The organism is Kribbella sp. CWNU-51, from assembly GCF_054073265.1.
In genome coordinates this window covers 73,158-87,096 of sequence record NZ_JBSXMZ010000011.1, presented here as the reverse complement: position 1 = coordinate 87,096, position 13,939 = coordinate 73,158, and the positions used below count along the sequence as shown (strand labels likewise).

At 69.1% G+C, this 13,939-nt stretch carries 15 protein-coding genes and 1 tRNA gene; 14 read left to right on the top strand and 2 right to left on the bottom strand.

The window, feature by feature from the left end:
* Nucleotides 1-248 (top strand): hypothetical protein (locus tag ACXC9Q_RS16020; RefSeq protein ID WP_457057297.1); only part of this gene is annotated, 248 nt, incomplete at its 5' end.
* Nucleotides 249-264: 16 nt separating this feature from the next.
* Here the strand turns inward: ACXC9Q_RS16020 and ACXC9Q_RS16015 are convergent.
* Nucleotides 265-336: transfer RNA gene (locus ACXC9Q_RS16015), tRNA-Arg, on the bottom strand.
* Nucleotides 337-504: 168 nt separating this feature from the next.
* On the opposite strand from ACXC9Q_RS16015, the gene ACXC9Q_RS16010 reads away from it, so the two are divergent.
* The 13 genes from ACXC9Q_RS16010 (at nt 505) to prmC (ending at nt 13,007) form a co-directional block, all read left to right on the top strand.
* A complete protein-coding gene (locus ACXC9Q_RS16010) occupies nt 505-690 on the top strand; it encodes a PspC domain-containing protein (protein WP_328519087.1) in 186 nt (61 codons plus the stop codon).
* A 44-nt stretch (nt 691-734) separates the two neighbouring features.
* Entirely contained in the window at nt 735-1,265 is a 531-nt protein-coding gene (locus tag ACXC9Q_RS16005; RefSeq protein WP_457057296.1) for a hypothetical protein, read from the top strand.
* A 57-nt stretch (nt 1,266-1,322) separates the two neighbouring features.
* Nucleotides 1,323-1,562 (top strand): FitA-like ribbon-helix-helix domain-containing protein, encoded by a 240-nt coding sequence (locus ACXC9Q_RS16000; RefSeq protein WP_457057295.1) that lies wholly within the window; start codon nt 1,323-1,325, stop codon nt 1,560-1,562.
* Entirely contained in the window at nt 1,562-1,975 is a 414-nt protein-coding gene (locus ACXC9Q_RS15995) for a PIN domain-containing protein (RefSeq protein ID WP_457057294.1), read from the top strand. The genes ACXC9Q_RS16000 and ACXC9Q_RS15995 overlap by 1 nt, the downstream gene beginning before the upstream one ends.
* Nucleotides 1,976-2,037: 62 nt before the next feature.
* The gene (gene argS / locus ACXC9Q_RS15990; protein ID WP_457057293.1) at nt 2,038-3,696 is read left to right on the top strand and encodes an arginine--tRNA ligase; all 1,659 of its coding nucleotides are present in this window, start codon (nt 2,038-2,040) and stop codon (nt 3,694-3,696) included.
* A complete protein-coding gene (lysA, locus tag ACXC9Q_RS15985) occupies nt 3,693-5,084 on the top strand; it encodes a diaminopimelate decarboxylase (RefSeq protein WP_457057292.1) in 1,392 nt (463 codons plus the stop codon). The genes argS and lysA overlap by 4 nt, the downstream gene beginning before the upstream one ends.
* The gene (locus tag ACXC9Q_RS15980) at nt 5,081-6,373 is read left to right on the top strand and encodes a homoserine dehydrogenase (RefSeq protein ID WP_328519091.1); all 1,293 of its coding nucleotides are present in this window, start codon (nt 5,081-5,083) and stop codon (nt 6,371-6,373) included. The genes lysA and ACXC9Q_RS15980 overlap by 4 nt, the downstream gene beginning before the upstream one ends.
* Nucleotides 6,374-6,376: 3 nt before the next feature.
* Nucleotides 6,377-7,441 carry a threonine synthase gene (gene thrC, locus ACXC9Q_RS15975; RefSeq protein WP_457057291.1) on the top strand — a complete coding sequence of 355 codons (1,065 nt, stop codon included), beginning with the start codon at nt 6,377-6,379 and terminating at the stop codon, nt 7,439-7,441.
* Nucleotides 7,441-8,331 carry a homoserine kinase gene (thrB, locus tag ACXC9Q_RS15970; protein WP_457057290.1) on the top strand — a complete coding sequence of 297 codons (891 nt, stop codon included), beginning with the start codon at nt 7,441-7,443 and terminating at the stop codon, nt 8,329-8,331. The genes thrC and thrB overlap by 1 nt, the downstream gene beginning before the upstream one ends.
* Nucleotides 8,332-8,656: 325 nt before the next feature.
* Nucleotides 8,657-10,699: a transcription termination factor Rho gene (rho, locus tag ACXC9Q_RS15965; RefSeq protein WP_457057289.1), complete on the top strand. Its 2,043-nt coding sequence runs from the start codon at nt 8,657-8,659 to the stop codon at nt 10,697-10,699.
* 104 nt (nt 10,700-10,803) lie between these two features.
* Nucleotides 10,804-11,010: a 50S ribosomal protein L31 gene (gene rpmE, locus ACXC9Q_RS15960; RefSeq protein WP_130387310.1), complete on the top strand. Its 207-nt coding sequence runs from the start codon at nt 10,804-10,806 to the stop codon at nt 11,008-11,010.
* 96 nt (nt 11,011-11,106) lie between these two features.
* Nucleotides 11,107-12,183, top strand: coding sequence for a peptide chain release factor 1 (gene prfA / locus ACXC9Q_RS15955; RefSeq protein ID WP_329480195.1), 1,077 nt, complete (start codon nt 11,107-11,109; stop codon nt 12,181-12,183).
* A complete protein-coding gene (gene prmC / locus ACXC9Q_RS15950) occupies nt 12,180-13,007 on the top strand; it encodes a peptide chain release factor N(5)-glutamine methyltransferase (protein WP_457057288.1) in 828 nt (275 codons plus the stop codon). Before prfA ends, prmC begins: the two co-directional genes overlap by 4 nt.
* Here the strand turns inward: prmC and ACXC9Q_RS15945 are convergent, their stop codons facing one another.
* The gene (locus ACXC9Q_RS15945; RefSeq protein WP_457057287.1) at nt 13,008-13,925 is read right to left on the bottom strand and encodes a hypothetical protein; all 918 of its coding nucleotides are present in this window, start codon (nt 13,923-13,925) and stop codon (nt 13,008-13,010) included.
* Between the last annotated feature and the right edge of the window lie 14 nt (nt 13,926-13,939).

Here is a 13,939-nt window from a genome sequence, read left to right as displayed (position 1 = left end):
CCGGCGCCGGCGCCATCGCCAAGCGTCACGAGGAGAAGTCCATCGGTGTGGACGCGGAGGAGTGGCTGCCTGCCGGTTCCTCGGCGATCGCCGCGGTCGTCGACGACCTCTACCTCGACCGTGTCGACAAGGCCGTCGGCAAGGCGACGAAGAAGGTCAGCAAGGCCATCGACAAGGGCGACTACGACGCCGTCGTCAAGGCCGTCAACGAGGGCGACGAGAAGGTCATCGACGCCGCGGAGTCCTGATCCAGTAAGAAACGTGCGCCCCCGGCAGGATTCGAACCTGCGCACCCGCCTCCGGAGGGCGGTGCTCTATCCCCTGAGCTACGGGGGCTCAGGAACGTGCAGAACAGTAGCAGGAAGTCACTGGAAATCCCGAATCGGGTACGGCGCCCGGGGAGACCCTGAGCCGACCCTGGAACCACGGTGCGGCGGGATCGACTTGTGGTGCGCCGGCGTCATAGTGGTTGTAAGCCCAACAGCTGAAAGGAAATCGGTACCCATGGCTACCACTCTGGTCCGCCCGTCCAACGGTCGCTGGATCGGCGGTGTCTGCGCCGGGCTGGCCCGCCGGTTCGGCATCTCGGCGAACACGATGCGCCTGATCTTCGTCGTCAGTTGCCTGCTGCCCGGCCCGCAGTTCCTGATCTACATCGTGCTCTGGGTGCTGATGCCGTCGGAGGGCTGACCCTCCGGCGGCCCGCCCGGGCGCGCATGGCAATCTGGCTCGTCATGAGAGCAGGCAGGTGGCGCCGGGCGGGCGTGACGGCGGCCGCCCTGCTCCTCATGAGCACCGTGGTGGGCAGCTGCCAGGTCGGCCCCGCGCCGCCCGGTCCGGCCGAGCTCCGGACCGGGCCGCCTCCGTGGGACGCACCCCGCGACGCGGTCTCGTACATCGACAAGGCCGGTTTCGAACGGCTCCCGCTCGACTTCTCCGGCCCCTCGCCGTACACCCTGACCATCGCCGTCACGGTCGACGGCACCGCGGTCCAGGTCCCGGCCGGCGTCGGCATCGACCGCCTCCGCGCCGAGCAGGCCGCCGTCCACACCCACACCACCGACGGCCTCGTGTACGTCGAGGCCAAAACCACCGCCGAGCACCCCACCCTCGCCCAGTTCTTCACCCTCTGGGGCGTCAAGTACGACGCCAACTGCCTCGCGGACGCCTGCAAATCCCTGACAGTCGCGGTCGACGGCAAACCCGCTCCCTGGGACACACCCCTGGTTCGCAACAGCCATATCGCCGTCACGGGGCGTCACTGACTCGTGCAATCAGTGCTACGCTTTCTGCTAGCACCGAAGGCAGAGAGAGGACCGAGTATGGCGGCAATCACCGTGCGAAGCCTGGACGACGATGTGAAGCACCGGCTGCGAGTTCGGGCGGCGAAGCACGGCCATTCGATGGAGGCCGAGGTGCGAGCGATCCTCGTCGACGCCGTGGCCGAGGAGGAGCCCAACAACTGGGTCAGGTTCCACGAGCGGTTCGCCGCGATCGGCGGGGTCGAGCTGGATCTACCGCCACGGACCGGTGGGCACCGCGAACCAGTCGAGTTCGACTGATGATCGTTCTCGACACCAACGTCCTCTCGGAGCTCATGAAGGAGTCTCCGAACGAGACCGTCTGGCAGTGGCTGCAGGGCAACCCGGACGAGGAGCTGTGCGCGACGGCGATCACGGCCGCCGAGATCCATGACGGAATCGAGCAGATGCCGGCCGGTCGCCGGCGCAGACAGGTGCGGGAGGCCGCGGACGTCGCATTCGCCGTTGTCGAGGACGACCTGCTGTCGTTCACCGCGGAAGCCGCGATGGCCTATTCGGTGGTGGTCCGGGACCGGCGCCGAGCAGGTTTGCCGATCGGGGTCCTGGATGCGCAGATCGCCGCGATCTGTCTGGTGGAGCAGGCAGCGCTCGCGACCAGGAATTCCCAGGACTTCGCCCGGACGGGCGTCGAGCTGATCAATCCGTGGGAGTGAGGCCGTACCGGGCTGTGGATGCTGAGTCAAGGGATCGGGTGGCGGGCCATTAGGCTGAGGCGGTGACTCCGGAACAGCTCGCTGAGAAGATCCTGCAGGCCCTGGCCGCGCTCGCCGACGACGGCGCCATCACCGTCGAGGGCGGGCTGCCGCGCGAGCTGAAGGTCGAGCGACCCAAGAACCCCGAGCACGGGGACTACGCCACCAACGTCGCGATGCAGCTCGGCAAGCGCGCCGGGCTGAATCCGCGCCAGTTCGCCGAGCTGCTCGCCGCCAAGCTGCGCACCGATGACGCGATCACCGCGGTCGAGATCGCCGGCCCCGGCTTCATCAACCTCCGGGTCGCGGCCGACGCCCAGGGCAAGGTGGCCCAGGCCATCGTCGACGCCGGCCCGCAGTACGGCACGAGCGACAACCTGCACGGTCAGTCGGTCAACCTCGAGTTCATCTCGGCCAACCCGACCGGCCCGTTGCATCTCGGTCATACCCGGTGGGCCGCCGTCGGCGACGCGCTGGCCCGGGTGCTGACCGCCGCCGGCGCGACCGTCGCCCGCGAGTTCTACATCAACGACCGCGGCGCCCAGATGGACAGCTTCGGCGCCAGCCTGCAGGCGGCGGCCAACGGTCGGCCGATCCCCGAGGACGGCTACCACGGCGAGTACATCCTCGAGCTCGCCCAGCAGATCGTCGACGAGGTCCCGGACATCCTGTCGCTGCCCGAGGACGAGCAGATGATCGCGTTCCGCGAGGCCGGGTACGAGCGCCAGCTCAAGGAGCAGCAGGCCCAGCTCGAGCATTTCCGGACCAAGTTCGACGTGTGGTTCTCCGAGCGCAGCCTGACCGAGCAGGACGGCGTCGGCCACGCGATCGAGAAGCTCCGCGAGCAGGGTCACCTGTACGACGCCGACGACGCACTGTGGATGCGGACCACGGACTTCACCGACGACAAGGACCGGGTCCTGATCCGCTCCAACGGCGAGCCGACGTACTTCGCCTCCGACGCGGCCTACTACGTGAACAAGCGCGAGCGCGGCTTCGACGTCTGTATCTACCTGCTCGGCGCCGACCACCACGGCTACGTGAACCGGCTGAAGGCGATCGCGGCCTGTGCCGGTGACGACCCCGAGCACAACATCGAGGTCCTGATCGGCCAGCTGGTGAAGATCCTCAAGGGCGGCGAGGAGATGCGGCTGTCCAAGCGGGCCGGCACCATCGTCACGCTGGCCGAGCTGGTCGAGGAGGGCGGCGTCGACCCGCTCCGCTACACGCTCTGCCGCTACCCGGTCGACTCCCCGCTGACGCTGGACATCGAGGAGATGACCCGGCAGGCCAGTGACAACCCGGTCTACTACGTCCAGTACGCGCACGCCCGGCTCGCGTCGATCCTGCGCAACGCGGACGAGCTGGGCATCAAGCTGGACGAGTTCGACCCGGGCCTGCTCAGCCACGAGCGCGAGGGCGACCTGCTCCGCGCGCTCGCCGAGTTCCCGCGCGTCGTCGCCACCGCCGCCGAGCTGCGCGAGCCGCACCGGATCGCCCGCTACCTGGAGGACACCGCGGCCGCGTTCCACAAGTTCTACGACAGTTGCCGCGTGCTGCCGCGCGGCGACGAGGAGGTGGAGCCGGTGCACAAGGCTCGCCTGACCCTGGTCTCCGCGACCAGGACCGTGCTCGCCAACGGACTGGACCTGCTCGGTGTCTCCGCTCCGGAGCGGATGTGAGAGCGCACGAGGCGGGCGACGCCGGCCACCGCGGGCCGGCCTGGTTGCGTCCGCCGGCGGACGTCAACGACCTGGTGCCACAGCTGTGGTCGTCGACCGCGACGAAGACGGCCGACGGCGCGCTCGAGGTCGGCGGTGTCGACGTCCGCGCGCTGGTCGCTGAGCACGGCAGCCCGGCGTTCCTGCTGGACGAGGCCGACTTCCGCGCCCGGGCCAGGGCGTTCCGGGAAGGATTCAAGGACTTCTCGGTCTACTACGGCGGCAAGGCGTTCCTCTGTACGACGGTGGTGCGCTGGCTGATGGAGGAAGGACTGAACCTCGACATCTGCTCGGGTGGTGAACTCGCCGTCGCCCTGCGCGCCGGTGCTGATCCCCAGCGGTTGGCGTTCCATGGCAACAACAAGTCGGAGTCCGAGCTGGCCCGCGCAATCGACGCGGGGGTCGGACGGATCATTGTCGACTCGTTCCATGAGATCGAACGGCTGATCCGGCTCGCCGCGGACCGGGGAGTGGTGGTGCCCGTGATGGTCAGGGTCACCGCCGGCGTCGAGGCCCACACCCACGCCTACATCGCGACCGCCCACCAGGACCAGAAGTTCGGCTTCTCCATCACCACCGGCGACGCGTTCGAAGCCGTTGCCCTGGTCAACAAAGCGCCCGAGCTGGAGCTGCTCGGGCTGCACTCGCACATCGGCTCGCAGATCTTCGACTCGTCCGGGTTCGAGATCGCCGCGAAGCGCGTGATCGCCTTGCACGCAAAGGTTTCCGAGGAGCTCGGCGTGGACATGCCGGAGCTCGACCTCGGCGGCGGCTTCGGGATCGCGTACACCACGCAGGACGATCCGTCCGACCCGGCGCAGCTTGCCACCGAGATGGGCAAGATCGTCGAGCACGAGTGCCGTGCCAACTCCGTCGACATACCGCAGCTGTCCATCGAGCCTGGTCGTGCGATCGTCGGGCCGGCTATGTGCACGGTCTACTCGGTCGGCACGGTCAAGGAGGTCCAGCTCGACTACGGTGCCTCGCGCATCTACGTGTCGGTCGACGGTGGCATGAGCGACAACATCCGCACCGCGCTCTACGACGCCGACTACTCGTGCACGCTGGCAAGCCGGTACAGCCAGGCCGATCCGGCCTTGGCCAGGGTGGTCGGCAAGCACTGTGAATCGGGTGACGTCGTGGTGAAGGACGAGTTCCTCCCGTCCGATGTGCGCCCCGGCGACCTGATCGCGATCCCCGGCACCGGCGCGTACTGCCGGTCGATGGCGAGCAACTACAACCACGTGCCGCGGCCACCGGTGATCGCGGTCAAGGACGGTGACACCAAGGTCGTCGTACGGCGTGAGACCGAAGACGACCTGCTGGCTCTGGACATGGGGGCGGAGTGAACGACAAACCTCTGAAGGTAGGCCTGCTCGGTTGTGGCGTGGTCGGCACCGAGGTGGTGCGGATCCTGACCGAGCAGGCTGACCATCTGGCCGCCCGGGTCGGTGCCCGGCTGGAGATCGCGGGCATCGCCGTACGGCGGGCCGGACGCGAGCGCGACATCGCCGTCGACCCGTCGCTCGTCACCACCGACGCCCAGGCACTGGTGTCGCGCGGCGACCTGGACCTGGTGATCGAGGTGATCGGCGGGCTGGAGCCGGCCCGCACCCTGATCCTGTCCGCGCTCGAGCACGGCGCGTCCGTCGTCACCGCGAACAAGGCGCTGCTGGCCGAGGACGGCCCGACGCTGTTCGCGGCCGCGGAGAAGTACGAGCGCGACCTGTACTTCGAGGCCGCCGTGGCCGGCGCGATCCCGATTCTGCGACCGCTGCGCGAGTCGCTCGCCGGTGACGATGTGACCCGGGTGATGGGCATCGTCAACGGCACCACGAACTACATCCTCGACAAGATGGACAGCACCGGCGCCGGCTTCGACGAGGCATTGGAAGAAGCACAGTCCCTGGGGTACGCCGAAGCCGACCCGACCGCGGACATCGAAGGCTTCGACGCGGCCGCGAAGGCGGCCCTGCTGGCGAGTTTGGCCTTCCACACCAGGGTTTCCATCGCCGACGTGCACCGCGAGGGCATCACCGAGGTGACCGCGACCGACATCGCCTCGGCCCGCGAGATGGGCTGCGTGGTGAAGTCACTGGCGATCTGCGAGCTGGACGAGGCGACCGACTCGGTCAGCGCCCGGGTGTACCCGGCGATGATCCCGGCCACGCACCCGTTGGCCAGTGTTCGGGACGCGTACAACGCCGTGTTCGTGGAAAGCAAGGCAGCCGGCCAGCTGATGTTCTATGGTCGTGGTGCCGGCGGCGCCCCGACGGCCAGCGCCGTCCTCGGGGATCTCGTGTCCGCCGCGCGCAACCGGCTCAAGGGCGTGCCGGGGGTCGGCGAGTCGTCGTACACCCAGCGAGCCGTGCGGCCGATGGGTGACGCGATGACCCGCTACCACGTGTCGCTGGACGTGGCCGACAAGGCCGGCGTGCTGGCGGCGGTGGCCCACGCGTTCGCCGAGCACGACGTGTCGATCCAGACCGTCCGCCAGGAGGGCCGGGGCAGTGACGCGCAGCTGGTGGTGGTCACCCACACCGCGACCGACGCCGCGTTGTCCGCGACCGTGGAGGCCCTGCGTGACATGGACATCGTTCGGGAAGTCAGCAGTGTGATGCGGGTAGAAGGCGAGTGACCGATGGCTCACCAGTGGCGTGGCGTGATCGAGGAATACCGTGACCGGTTGCCGGTGTCGAACGACACCCCGGTCGTCACGCTCGGCGAGGGCGGGACGCCGCTGGTGGCCGCGCAGTGGCTCAGCGAGCAGACCGGCTGCGAGGTCTGGCTCAAGGTCGAGGGCAACAACCCGACCGGCTCGTTCAAGGACCGCGGCATGACGGTGGCGATCTCGCTCGCCGCGCAGGCCGGTGACAAGGCGGTCGTCTGCGCCTCGACCGGCAACACGTCCGCGTCGGCGGCGGCGTACGCCGTCCGCGCCGGACTGATCCCGCTCGTGCTGATCCCGGCCGGCCGGATCGCGAAGGGCAAGCTGGCCCAGGCCATCGTGCACGGCGCTCGGCTGGTCTCCATCGACGGCGGCTTCGACGACTGCCTGCGGATCGTCCGCGAGCTCGGCAAGCACTACCCGGTCGCGTTGGTGAACTCGGTCAACCCGGTCCGTCTGGAGGGCCAGAAGACCGCCGCCTTCGAGGTGTGCGACGCGCTCGGCGACGCCCCGGACCTACACCTGCTGCCGGTCGGCAACGCGGGCAACATCGCGGCCTACTGGAAGGGATACCAGGAGTACGCGAAGGACAAGCTGGCCTCGAAGACCCCGCGCATGTGGGGTTTCCAGGCCGAGGGCGCGGCGCCGATCGTCCGCAAGGCGATCGTCGAGAAGCCCGAAACCGCCGCCACCGCGATCCGGGTCGGGAACCCGGCCTCCTGGACCCTCGCCGAGGCCGCGCGGGACGAGTCCGGCGGCCGGATCGAGATCGTCACGGACGAGCAGATCCTCACCGCACAGCGTGAACTCGCCGCCCGCGAAGGCGTGTTCGTCGAGCCCGCATCGGCGGCCGGCGTCGCCGGACTCCTGCACGCGAAGGCGCAGGGTCGGCTGCCCGGCGGCTCGACCGTGGTGATAACCGTCACAGGCCATGGTCTGAAGGACATCGACACCGCGCTCGACCACGCCCAGGTGGACGAGTCCCCGGTCACTCCGGCCGACACCGACGCCGTCGCCCGCGTCGCCGGCCTGGCCTGATGACCAGCTGTAACCAGGTGCATATCCGGGTCCCGGCAACGAGCGCCAACCTCGGCCCTGGCTTCGACGCGTTCGGCCTCGCGCTCACGCTGTACGACGAACTGATCGTGACGCCCGGTGGATCCGGGGTGCGGGTCGAGGTGTCCGGCGAAGGCGAAGGCGAAGTGGCGCTGGACGAGTCGCATCTCGTCGTCCGCTCGATCCGGGCCGGCCTCGAGGCGCTGGGGGCCTCGGTGCCCGGTTTCACCTTGCGGTGCGAGAACCGGATCCCGCACGGACGCGGCCTGGGGTCGTCGTCGGCCGCGATCGTCGGCGGTCTCGCGGCGGCGTACGGACTGGCCGATGAACCGGTCGACCGGGAGCGGATCGTCGTACTGGCGAACGAGATCGAGGGTCATCCGGACAACGTGGCTGCGGCGACGTTGGGTGGGTTCACGATTGCCTGGACGGAAGGCGAAACCGGCCGGGCGGTTCGGCTCGACCCGGCGGACGGCTTGGCCGCAGTGGCTTATGTACCTGACAATCGCGTGCTGACCAAGGAGGCGCGCGGGTTGCTGCCGAGCCTCGTTCCCCACAGTGATGCCGCGGCGAACGCCGGGAAGGCTGCCTTGTTCGTGGCGGCGCTGACCGGGCGTCCCGAGTTGTTGCTGACGGCGACCGAGGATCGGCTGCACCAGGAGTACCGCGAGCCCGCGATGCCGGAGAGCCTGTCGCTCGTGCACAAGCTGCGGGGGAGCGGGCTGGCCGCCGTCGTCAGCGGGGCCGGCCCGACCGTCGCCGTACTGGGCCGCCCTGATGGGACCTCGCCGGACGCGCCGGACGACTGGACGAAGTACGAACTGGGAATCGATCCAGTCGGCGTACAGGTCTGGTCGATGGAATCCGGCTGAGCGCGGGAATGATCCACAACTGACACGCGTTGTACCCCTCGAGTCAGCAGAACGACCCGTAGTGGTGCTAGTCTCGACTCACCCGATCCCCTCCAGGTGATCGGTGAACTCTCGTCACGATCCGGGCTGTGCTCCCGGCACCCTGTGTTGTGTGGCGACCCTCCTGTGGATTTGACCTTGCGCCGCCTGCGCCGGAGATGTCCGGGGGGACTCAGATCGAGCGAGAGCCTCTTGTACCCGCGTAGCCGTTTCGTCGGTCGTGGGTGAATGAAATTGATCGATGTGCCCTCTGGGACATCGATGATCCGTGTGGGAAGGACCTCACGTGACAGAAACTGTTGAAGCCTCCAGCGGAGCCGGAACTACGTCGGCCCCGGGAACCGATGCCGCGGCGACCACCGCGACGCGTCGCCGGAAGGCCGGAGGCGGCCTCGAGGGCATGCTGCTCCCCGAGCTCAAGCAGCTCGCCGGGACGCTCGGCATCAAGGGCACCGGCGCACTGCGCAAGGGCCAGCTGATCGAGGCGATCAAGGCCGCTCAGGCCGGTGGCTCCACGGGCACGGCCCGGGCGAAGGTGAGCCAGCCGACCCTGGACGAGGGTGCCGCCGAGGCCCCCGCGGCCAAGACCCCGGCCAAGCGCGAGGGTGGCAGTCGCCGGACCCGCGCTGCCGCCGAGAAGGACGCCGGGCAGAACGGCGCCACCCCCGAAGCAGCCGCTCCGGCCACCGCGGCCGTCGAAGCGCCTGCCGCGTCCCAGAACGGGACGACCGCCGCGCAGAACGGCGCCGTGACCGCCGAGCCGAAGGCCGAGCAGAGCGCGGAGAGCCGCGACAACCAGCGCGACGGCAACCGCGAAACCCGTGACGCGAACCAGAACCGCGACCGCGATCGGAACCGGGACAACCGCGACACCCGCGACGGCAACCAGAGCCGCGACCGCAACCGCGACAACCAGCGCGACAACCAGCGCGACGGCCAGGCCCGGGACAACCAGAACCGCGACCGGGACAACCAGAGCCGGGACAACCGCGGCGACAACCAGCGCAACCGCCAGCAGGACCAGAACGACCGCGGCGAGGAAGGCGAGGGCCGTCGCCGGCGTCGCCGGGGCCGCGACCGCGAGCGCAACCGGGAGCCCCAGAGCGGTCGCGACACCAGCCGCAACCGCGGCCGCGGCGAGCGGTTCGAGCCGGAGCCGACGATCAGCGAGGACGACGTCCTCGTCCCGGCCGCCGGCATCCTCGACGTACTCGACAACTACGCGTTCGTCCGGACCAGCGGCTACCTGCCCGGCCCGAACGACGTGTACGTCGCGCTCTCGATGGTGAAGCGGTACGGCCTGCGCAAGGGTGACGCGATCACCGGTGCGGTGAAGCAGCCGCAGGAGGGTGAGCGCAAGGAGAAGTTCAACCCGCTGGTCCGGATCGACACCGTGAACGGTGCGGACCCGGAGATCGCCAAGCAACGGCAGGACTTCAACAAGCTGACCCCGCTGTACGCGACCGAGCGGCTCCGCCTGGAGACCGAGCCCGGGGTGCTCACCACCCGGATCGTCGACATCGTCAGCCCGATCGGCAAGGGCCAGCGAGGCCTGATCGTCTCGCCGCCGAAGGCCGGTAAGACGATGGTGCTGCAGGCGCTGGCGAACGCGATCACCACGAACAACCCCGAAGTGCACCTGATGGTCGTACTGGTGGACGAGCGGCCCGAAGAGGTCACCGACATGCAGCGCACGGTGAAGGGCGAGGTCATCGCCTCGACGTTCGACCGTCCGGCCGACGACCACACCACGGTCGCGGAGCTGGCGATCGAGCGGGCCAAGCGGCTGGTCGAGCTCGGCCACGACGTGGTCGTCCTGCTCGACTCGATCACCCGGCTCGGCCGCGCGTACAACATCGCGGCCCCGGCCAGCGGCCGGATCCTGTCCGGTGGTGTCGACTCGTCCGCGCTGTACCCGCCGAAGCGGTTCTTCGGTGCGGCCCGCAACATCGAGGACGGTGGCTCGCTGACCATCCTCGCGACCGCGCTGATCGAGACCGGCTCGAAGATGGACGAGGTGATCTTCGAGGAGTTCAAGGGCACCGGCAACATGGAGCTCCGGTTGCGCCGCGAGTTCGCCGACCGGCGCATCTTCCCGGCCATCGACGTGGTCGCCTCCGGCACCCGCCGCGAGGAACTCCTGATGTCGAAGGACGAGACGTCGGTCGTCTGGAAGCTCCGCCGGGTGCTGAGCGCGCTCGACGGCCAGGCCGCCCTGGAGCTGCTGATCGGCAAGCTCAAGGAGAGCAAGTCGAACATCGAGTTCCTGCTCCAGGTCAACAAGACCACCCCGTCGGCCGGAGGCCGCTCCACCGACGACGGCAGCTGACGCGATTCGCCAGCTCCGGCCTCCGGATGGCAAACTAGTTTGTTGGTTCCGGTTCACGCTCGTACCGTGCGGGCGACCCGGGGCACCTGAACCTAGGAGATCCTTTGAAGAGCGACATCCACCCGACCTACGTGGACACCACGGTGACCTGCACCTGTGGCGCCACGTTCACCACCCGCTCGACCGCGGAGAACGGCGTGATCCACGCCGACGTCTGCTCGCAGTGCCACCCCTTCTACACCGGCAAGCAGAAGATCCTCGACACCGGTGGCCGGGTGGCCCGCTTCGAGAAGCGGTACGCCAAGAAGTAGCGACCTCACCGCGCGCCGGTCCGCGAGCCTCCACGGCTTGCCGACCGGCGCGCGGTTTGTGTTGTCAGAGAAACTTTTCGAAGGGAGGAGTGCACGATGTTCGAGGCGGTTCAGACGCTCAAGGCCGAGTACGCCGAGCTGGAGCGGCAGATGTCGGATCCGGAGCTGCACTCCGACCAGGCCAACGCCCGCCGGGTCGGCAAGCGGTACGCCGCGCTCGCGCCGGTGGTCCGCACGTACGACGAGTGGCTGCAGACCAGCGACGACATCGAGGCGGCGCGTGAGCTCGCGGCCGAGGACCCCTCGTTCGCGGAGGAGGCCACCAAGCTGGCGGCCCGCCGCGAGGAGCTGGCCGAGAAGCTGCAGATGCTGCTGGTCCCGCGCGACCCGAGCGACGACAAGGACGCGATCCTCGAGATCAAGGCCGGTGAGGGCGGCGACGAGTCGGCCCTGTTCGCCGGCGACCTGCTGAAGATGTACCTGAAGTACGCCGAGTCGCAGCACTGGAAGACCGAGGTCCTCGACTCGGCCGAGTCCGACCTGGGCGGGTACAAGTCGATCACCGTCGCCGTGAAGGCGAAAGGTACGCCGGAGCCGGGTGAGGCGCCGTACGCGAAGCTCAAGTTCGAGGGCGGCGTGCACCGGGTCCAGCGGGTGCCGGTGACCGAGTCGCAGGGCCGGATCCACACCTCCGCGGCCGGTGTCCTGGTGCTGCCGGAAGCCGAGGACGTCGACGTCGAGATCGACCCGAACGACTTGCGCATCGACGTGTTCCGGTCGTCCGGCCCGGGTGGGCAGAGCGTGAACACGACCGACTCCGCGGTCCGCATCACCCACCTGCCGACCGGCATCGTGGTCTCGATGCAGAACGAGAAGTCCCAGCTGCAGAACCGCGAGCAGGCGATGCGCGTGCTCCGGTCCCGGCTGCTCGCCGCGGCTCAGGAGGCCGCCGACCAGGAGGCGTCCGACGCCCGCCGGTTGCAGATCCGGACCGTCGACCGGTCCGAGCGGATCCGCACCTACAACTTCCCCGAGAACCGGTTCTCCGACCACCGCGTCGGCTACAAGGCACACAACCTCGACCAGGTCCTCGGCGGCGAGCTCGCGCCCGTGATCCAGGCCCTGACCGAGGCCGACCTGGCCGCCCGCCTCGAGGCCGTCGACTCGAAGTGAGTACGAAAGCCTTGCTCGGCGAGGCGACAGCACGACTGCGCGCGGCCGGCATCGCCTCACCCGACTTCGACGCCGCCGAACTGCTCGCCTTCGTCACCGGCTCGAGCCGTTTGCATCTCTCCGCCCCGACCCCCGACCAGAAGGTCCGGTACGACGACCTGATCGCCAGGCGCGCTGCCCGCGAACCTCTGCAACACCTCACCGGTACGGCGGCCTTCCGCTACCGGGAGCTCGCGGTCGGGCCAGGGGTCTTCGTGCCGCGGCCGGAGACCGAGGTGATGGTCGGCTGGATCCTCGACCGCATCGCCGACGTTCCCCAGCCGCTGGTTGTCGACCTCTGCTCGGGCTCGGGCGCGATCGCGGGTGCCGTCGCGACCGAGCGCCCCGACAGCATTGTGCACGCGGTCGAGCTGTCACCGGAGGCGTGCGTCTGGGCCCGGCGCAATCTGGCCGGCACCGGCGCGGTCCTGCACGAAGGCGACATCGACGGGTGCCTGCCCGAGTTCGACGGCCAGGTGGACGCGGTGATCTCCAACCCGCCGTACATCCCCTTGACTGCTTGGGAATCCGTCACCGCCGAGGTCCGCGACCACGACCCGGCCCTGGCGCTGTGGTCCGGTGACGACGGCCTCGACGAGATCAAGGTGGTCGCCGCCACCGCGGGCCGGCTGCTCAAGCCCGGCGGCTGGTTCGCCTGCGAGCACGCCGACGTGCAGGGCGAGTCCGCCCCCGCCGTCTTCACCGCCACCGCCTCGTTCACCGAGGTCCGCGACCAACTCGACCTGGCCGGCCGCCATCGCTTCACCACCGGCCGCCGGATCTGACTACTCGTAGACCACGAACTCCGGGCGTGGTTTCAGGGCGAGGACCTGGGCCGGTGTCATCAGTGGGCCCTGGCGGGCGTCCTCGGTGTAGAAGAGTTTGAAGCCGGCGTGGACGGCGGCCGGCAGGTTGGTGGTCAGCTTGGCCCAGGTCTTGAGTTTGTCGACGCGGGCTCCGATCCCGTCGACGGACTTGATCGTCACGACGCCGGGGTGTTTCTTGAGAGCCTGTTCGTTGCTGACGATCCGCGGCGACAACTGGTGAAAGACGAACGCCTTCTCCGGTAGGTCGTTGGCCTGCACCAGCCCCGACAGGTACGACGCGATGCTGTCGAGCTCGGCGCCCGTCGTATGACCGAAGACCCGGCCCGGCACCTGACCTGGCCCGACCGCCCACTCCGGATCGAAGGCCAGGCCGACATCCGGCTCCTTCAGCCAGCGTTCCAGCCGTTTCACCTCGGGCAGGATCTTCGCCCGGCCCGGCTGGATGTCGAGCAGCAACAGCATCCGGTGCTTGCGGGCGACAGTCAGGTACTCCGCGATCGCCGCGTCCGGCAGCCGGCCCCGGTACAGCCCGTCCTTGCCTCGCGATCCCTTCGCGACCACGGCGATCAGCTCCATCACCGGCTGCGGCGTCCGCCCGGCCGCATAGGCCTGCGACAGCTTCTCCAGCTTCGCCGCCTTCACATCGAGGTCCTTGTCCAGCGGTCCGAGAGCCGGTGAACCGGGCAGGCCGACATAACCAACCAGTTGGTACTTCGGGAAGATCGTCCGGCCACCACGCGGCAGGTCACCGTCGGCCGGCGGGGGAGGAGGGGTCGGCGAACTCGGACTGATCGCCGTCGTCGGCGCGGGCGCCGGGCTCGCGGGACCGGGGACGTCGCTGCAGGCCGCAAGGCTCAGCAGAACGACGGCCACCACCCCACAGACTTTCC

What these genes read in the sequence shown, in the direction of transcription:
- ACXC9Q_RS16010 (WP_328519087.1), top strand. Translation starts at nt 505, where the DNA reads ATGGCTACCACTCTGGTCCGCCCGTCCAACGGTCGCTGGATCGGCGGT.
- ACXC9Q_RS16005 (WP_457057296.1), top strand. Translation starts at nt 735, where the DNA reads ATGAGAGCAGGCAGGTGGCGCCGGGCGGGCGTGACGGCGGCCGCCCTG.
- ACXC9Q_RS16000 (WP_457057295.1), top strand. Translation starts at nt 1,323, where the DNA reads ATGGCGGCAATCACCGTGCGAAGCCTGGACGACGATGTGAAGCACCGG.
- ACXC9Q_RS15995 (WP_457057294.1), top strand. Translation starts at nt 1,562, where the DNA reads ATGATCGTTCTCGACACCAACGTCCTCTCGGAGCTCATGAAGGAGTCT.
- thrC (WP_457057291.1), top strand. Translation starts at nt 6,377, where the DNA reads ATGGCTCACCAGTGGCGTGGCGTGATCGAGGAATACCGTGACCGGTTG.
- thrB (WP_457057290.1), top strand. Translation starts at nt 7,441, where the DNA reads ATGACCAGCTGTAACCAGGTGCATATCCGGGTCCCGGCAACGAGCGCC.
- prfA (WP_329480195.1), top strand. Translation starts at nt 11,107, where the DNA reads ATGTTCGAGGCGGTTCAGACGCTCAAGGCCGAGTACGCCGAGCTGGAG.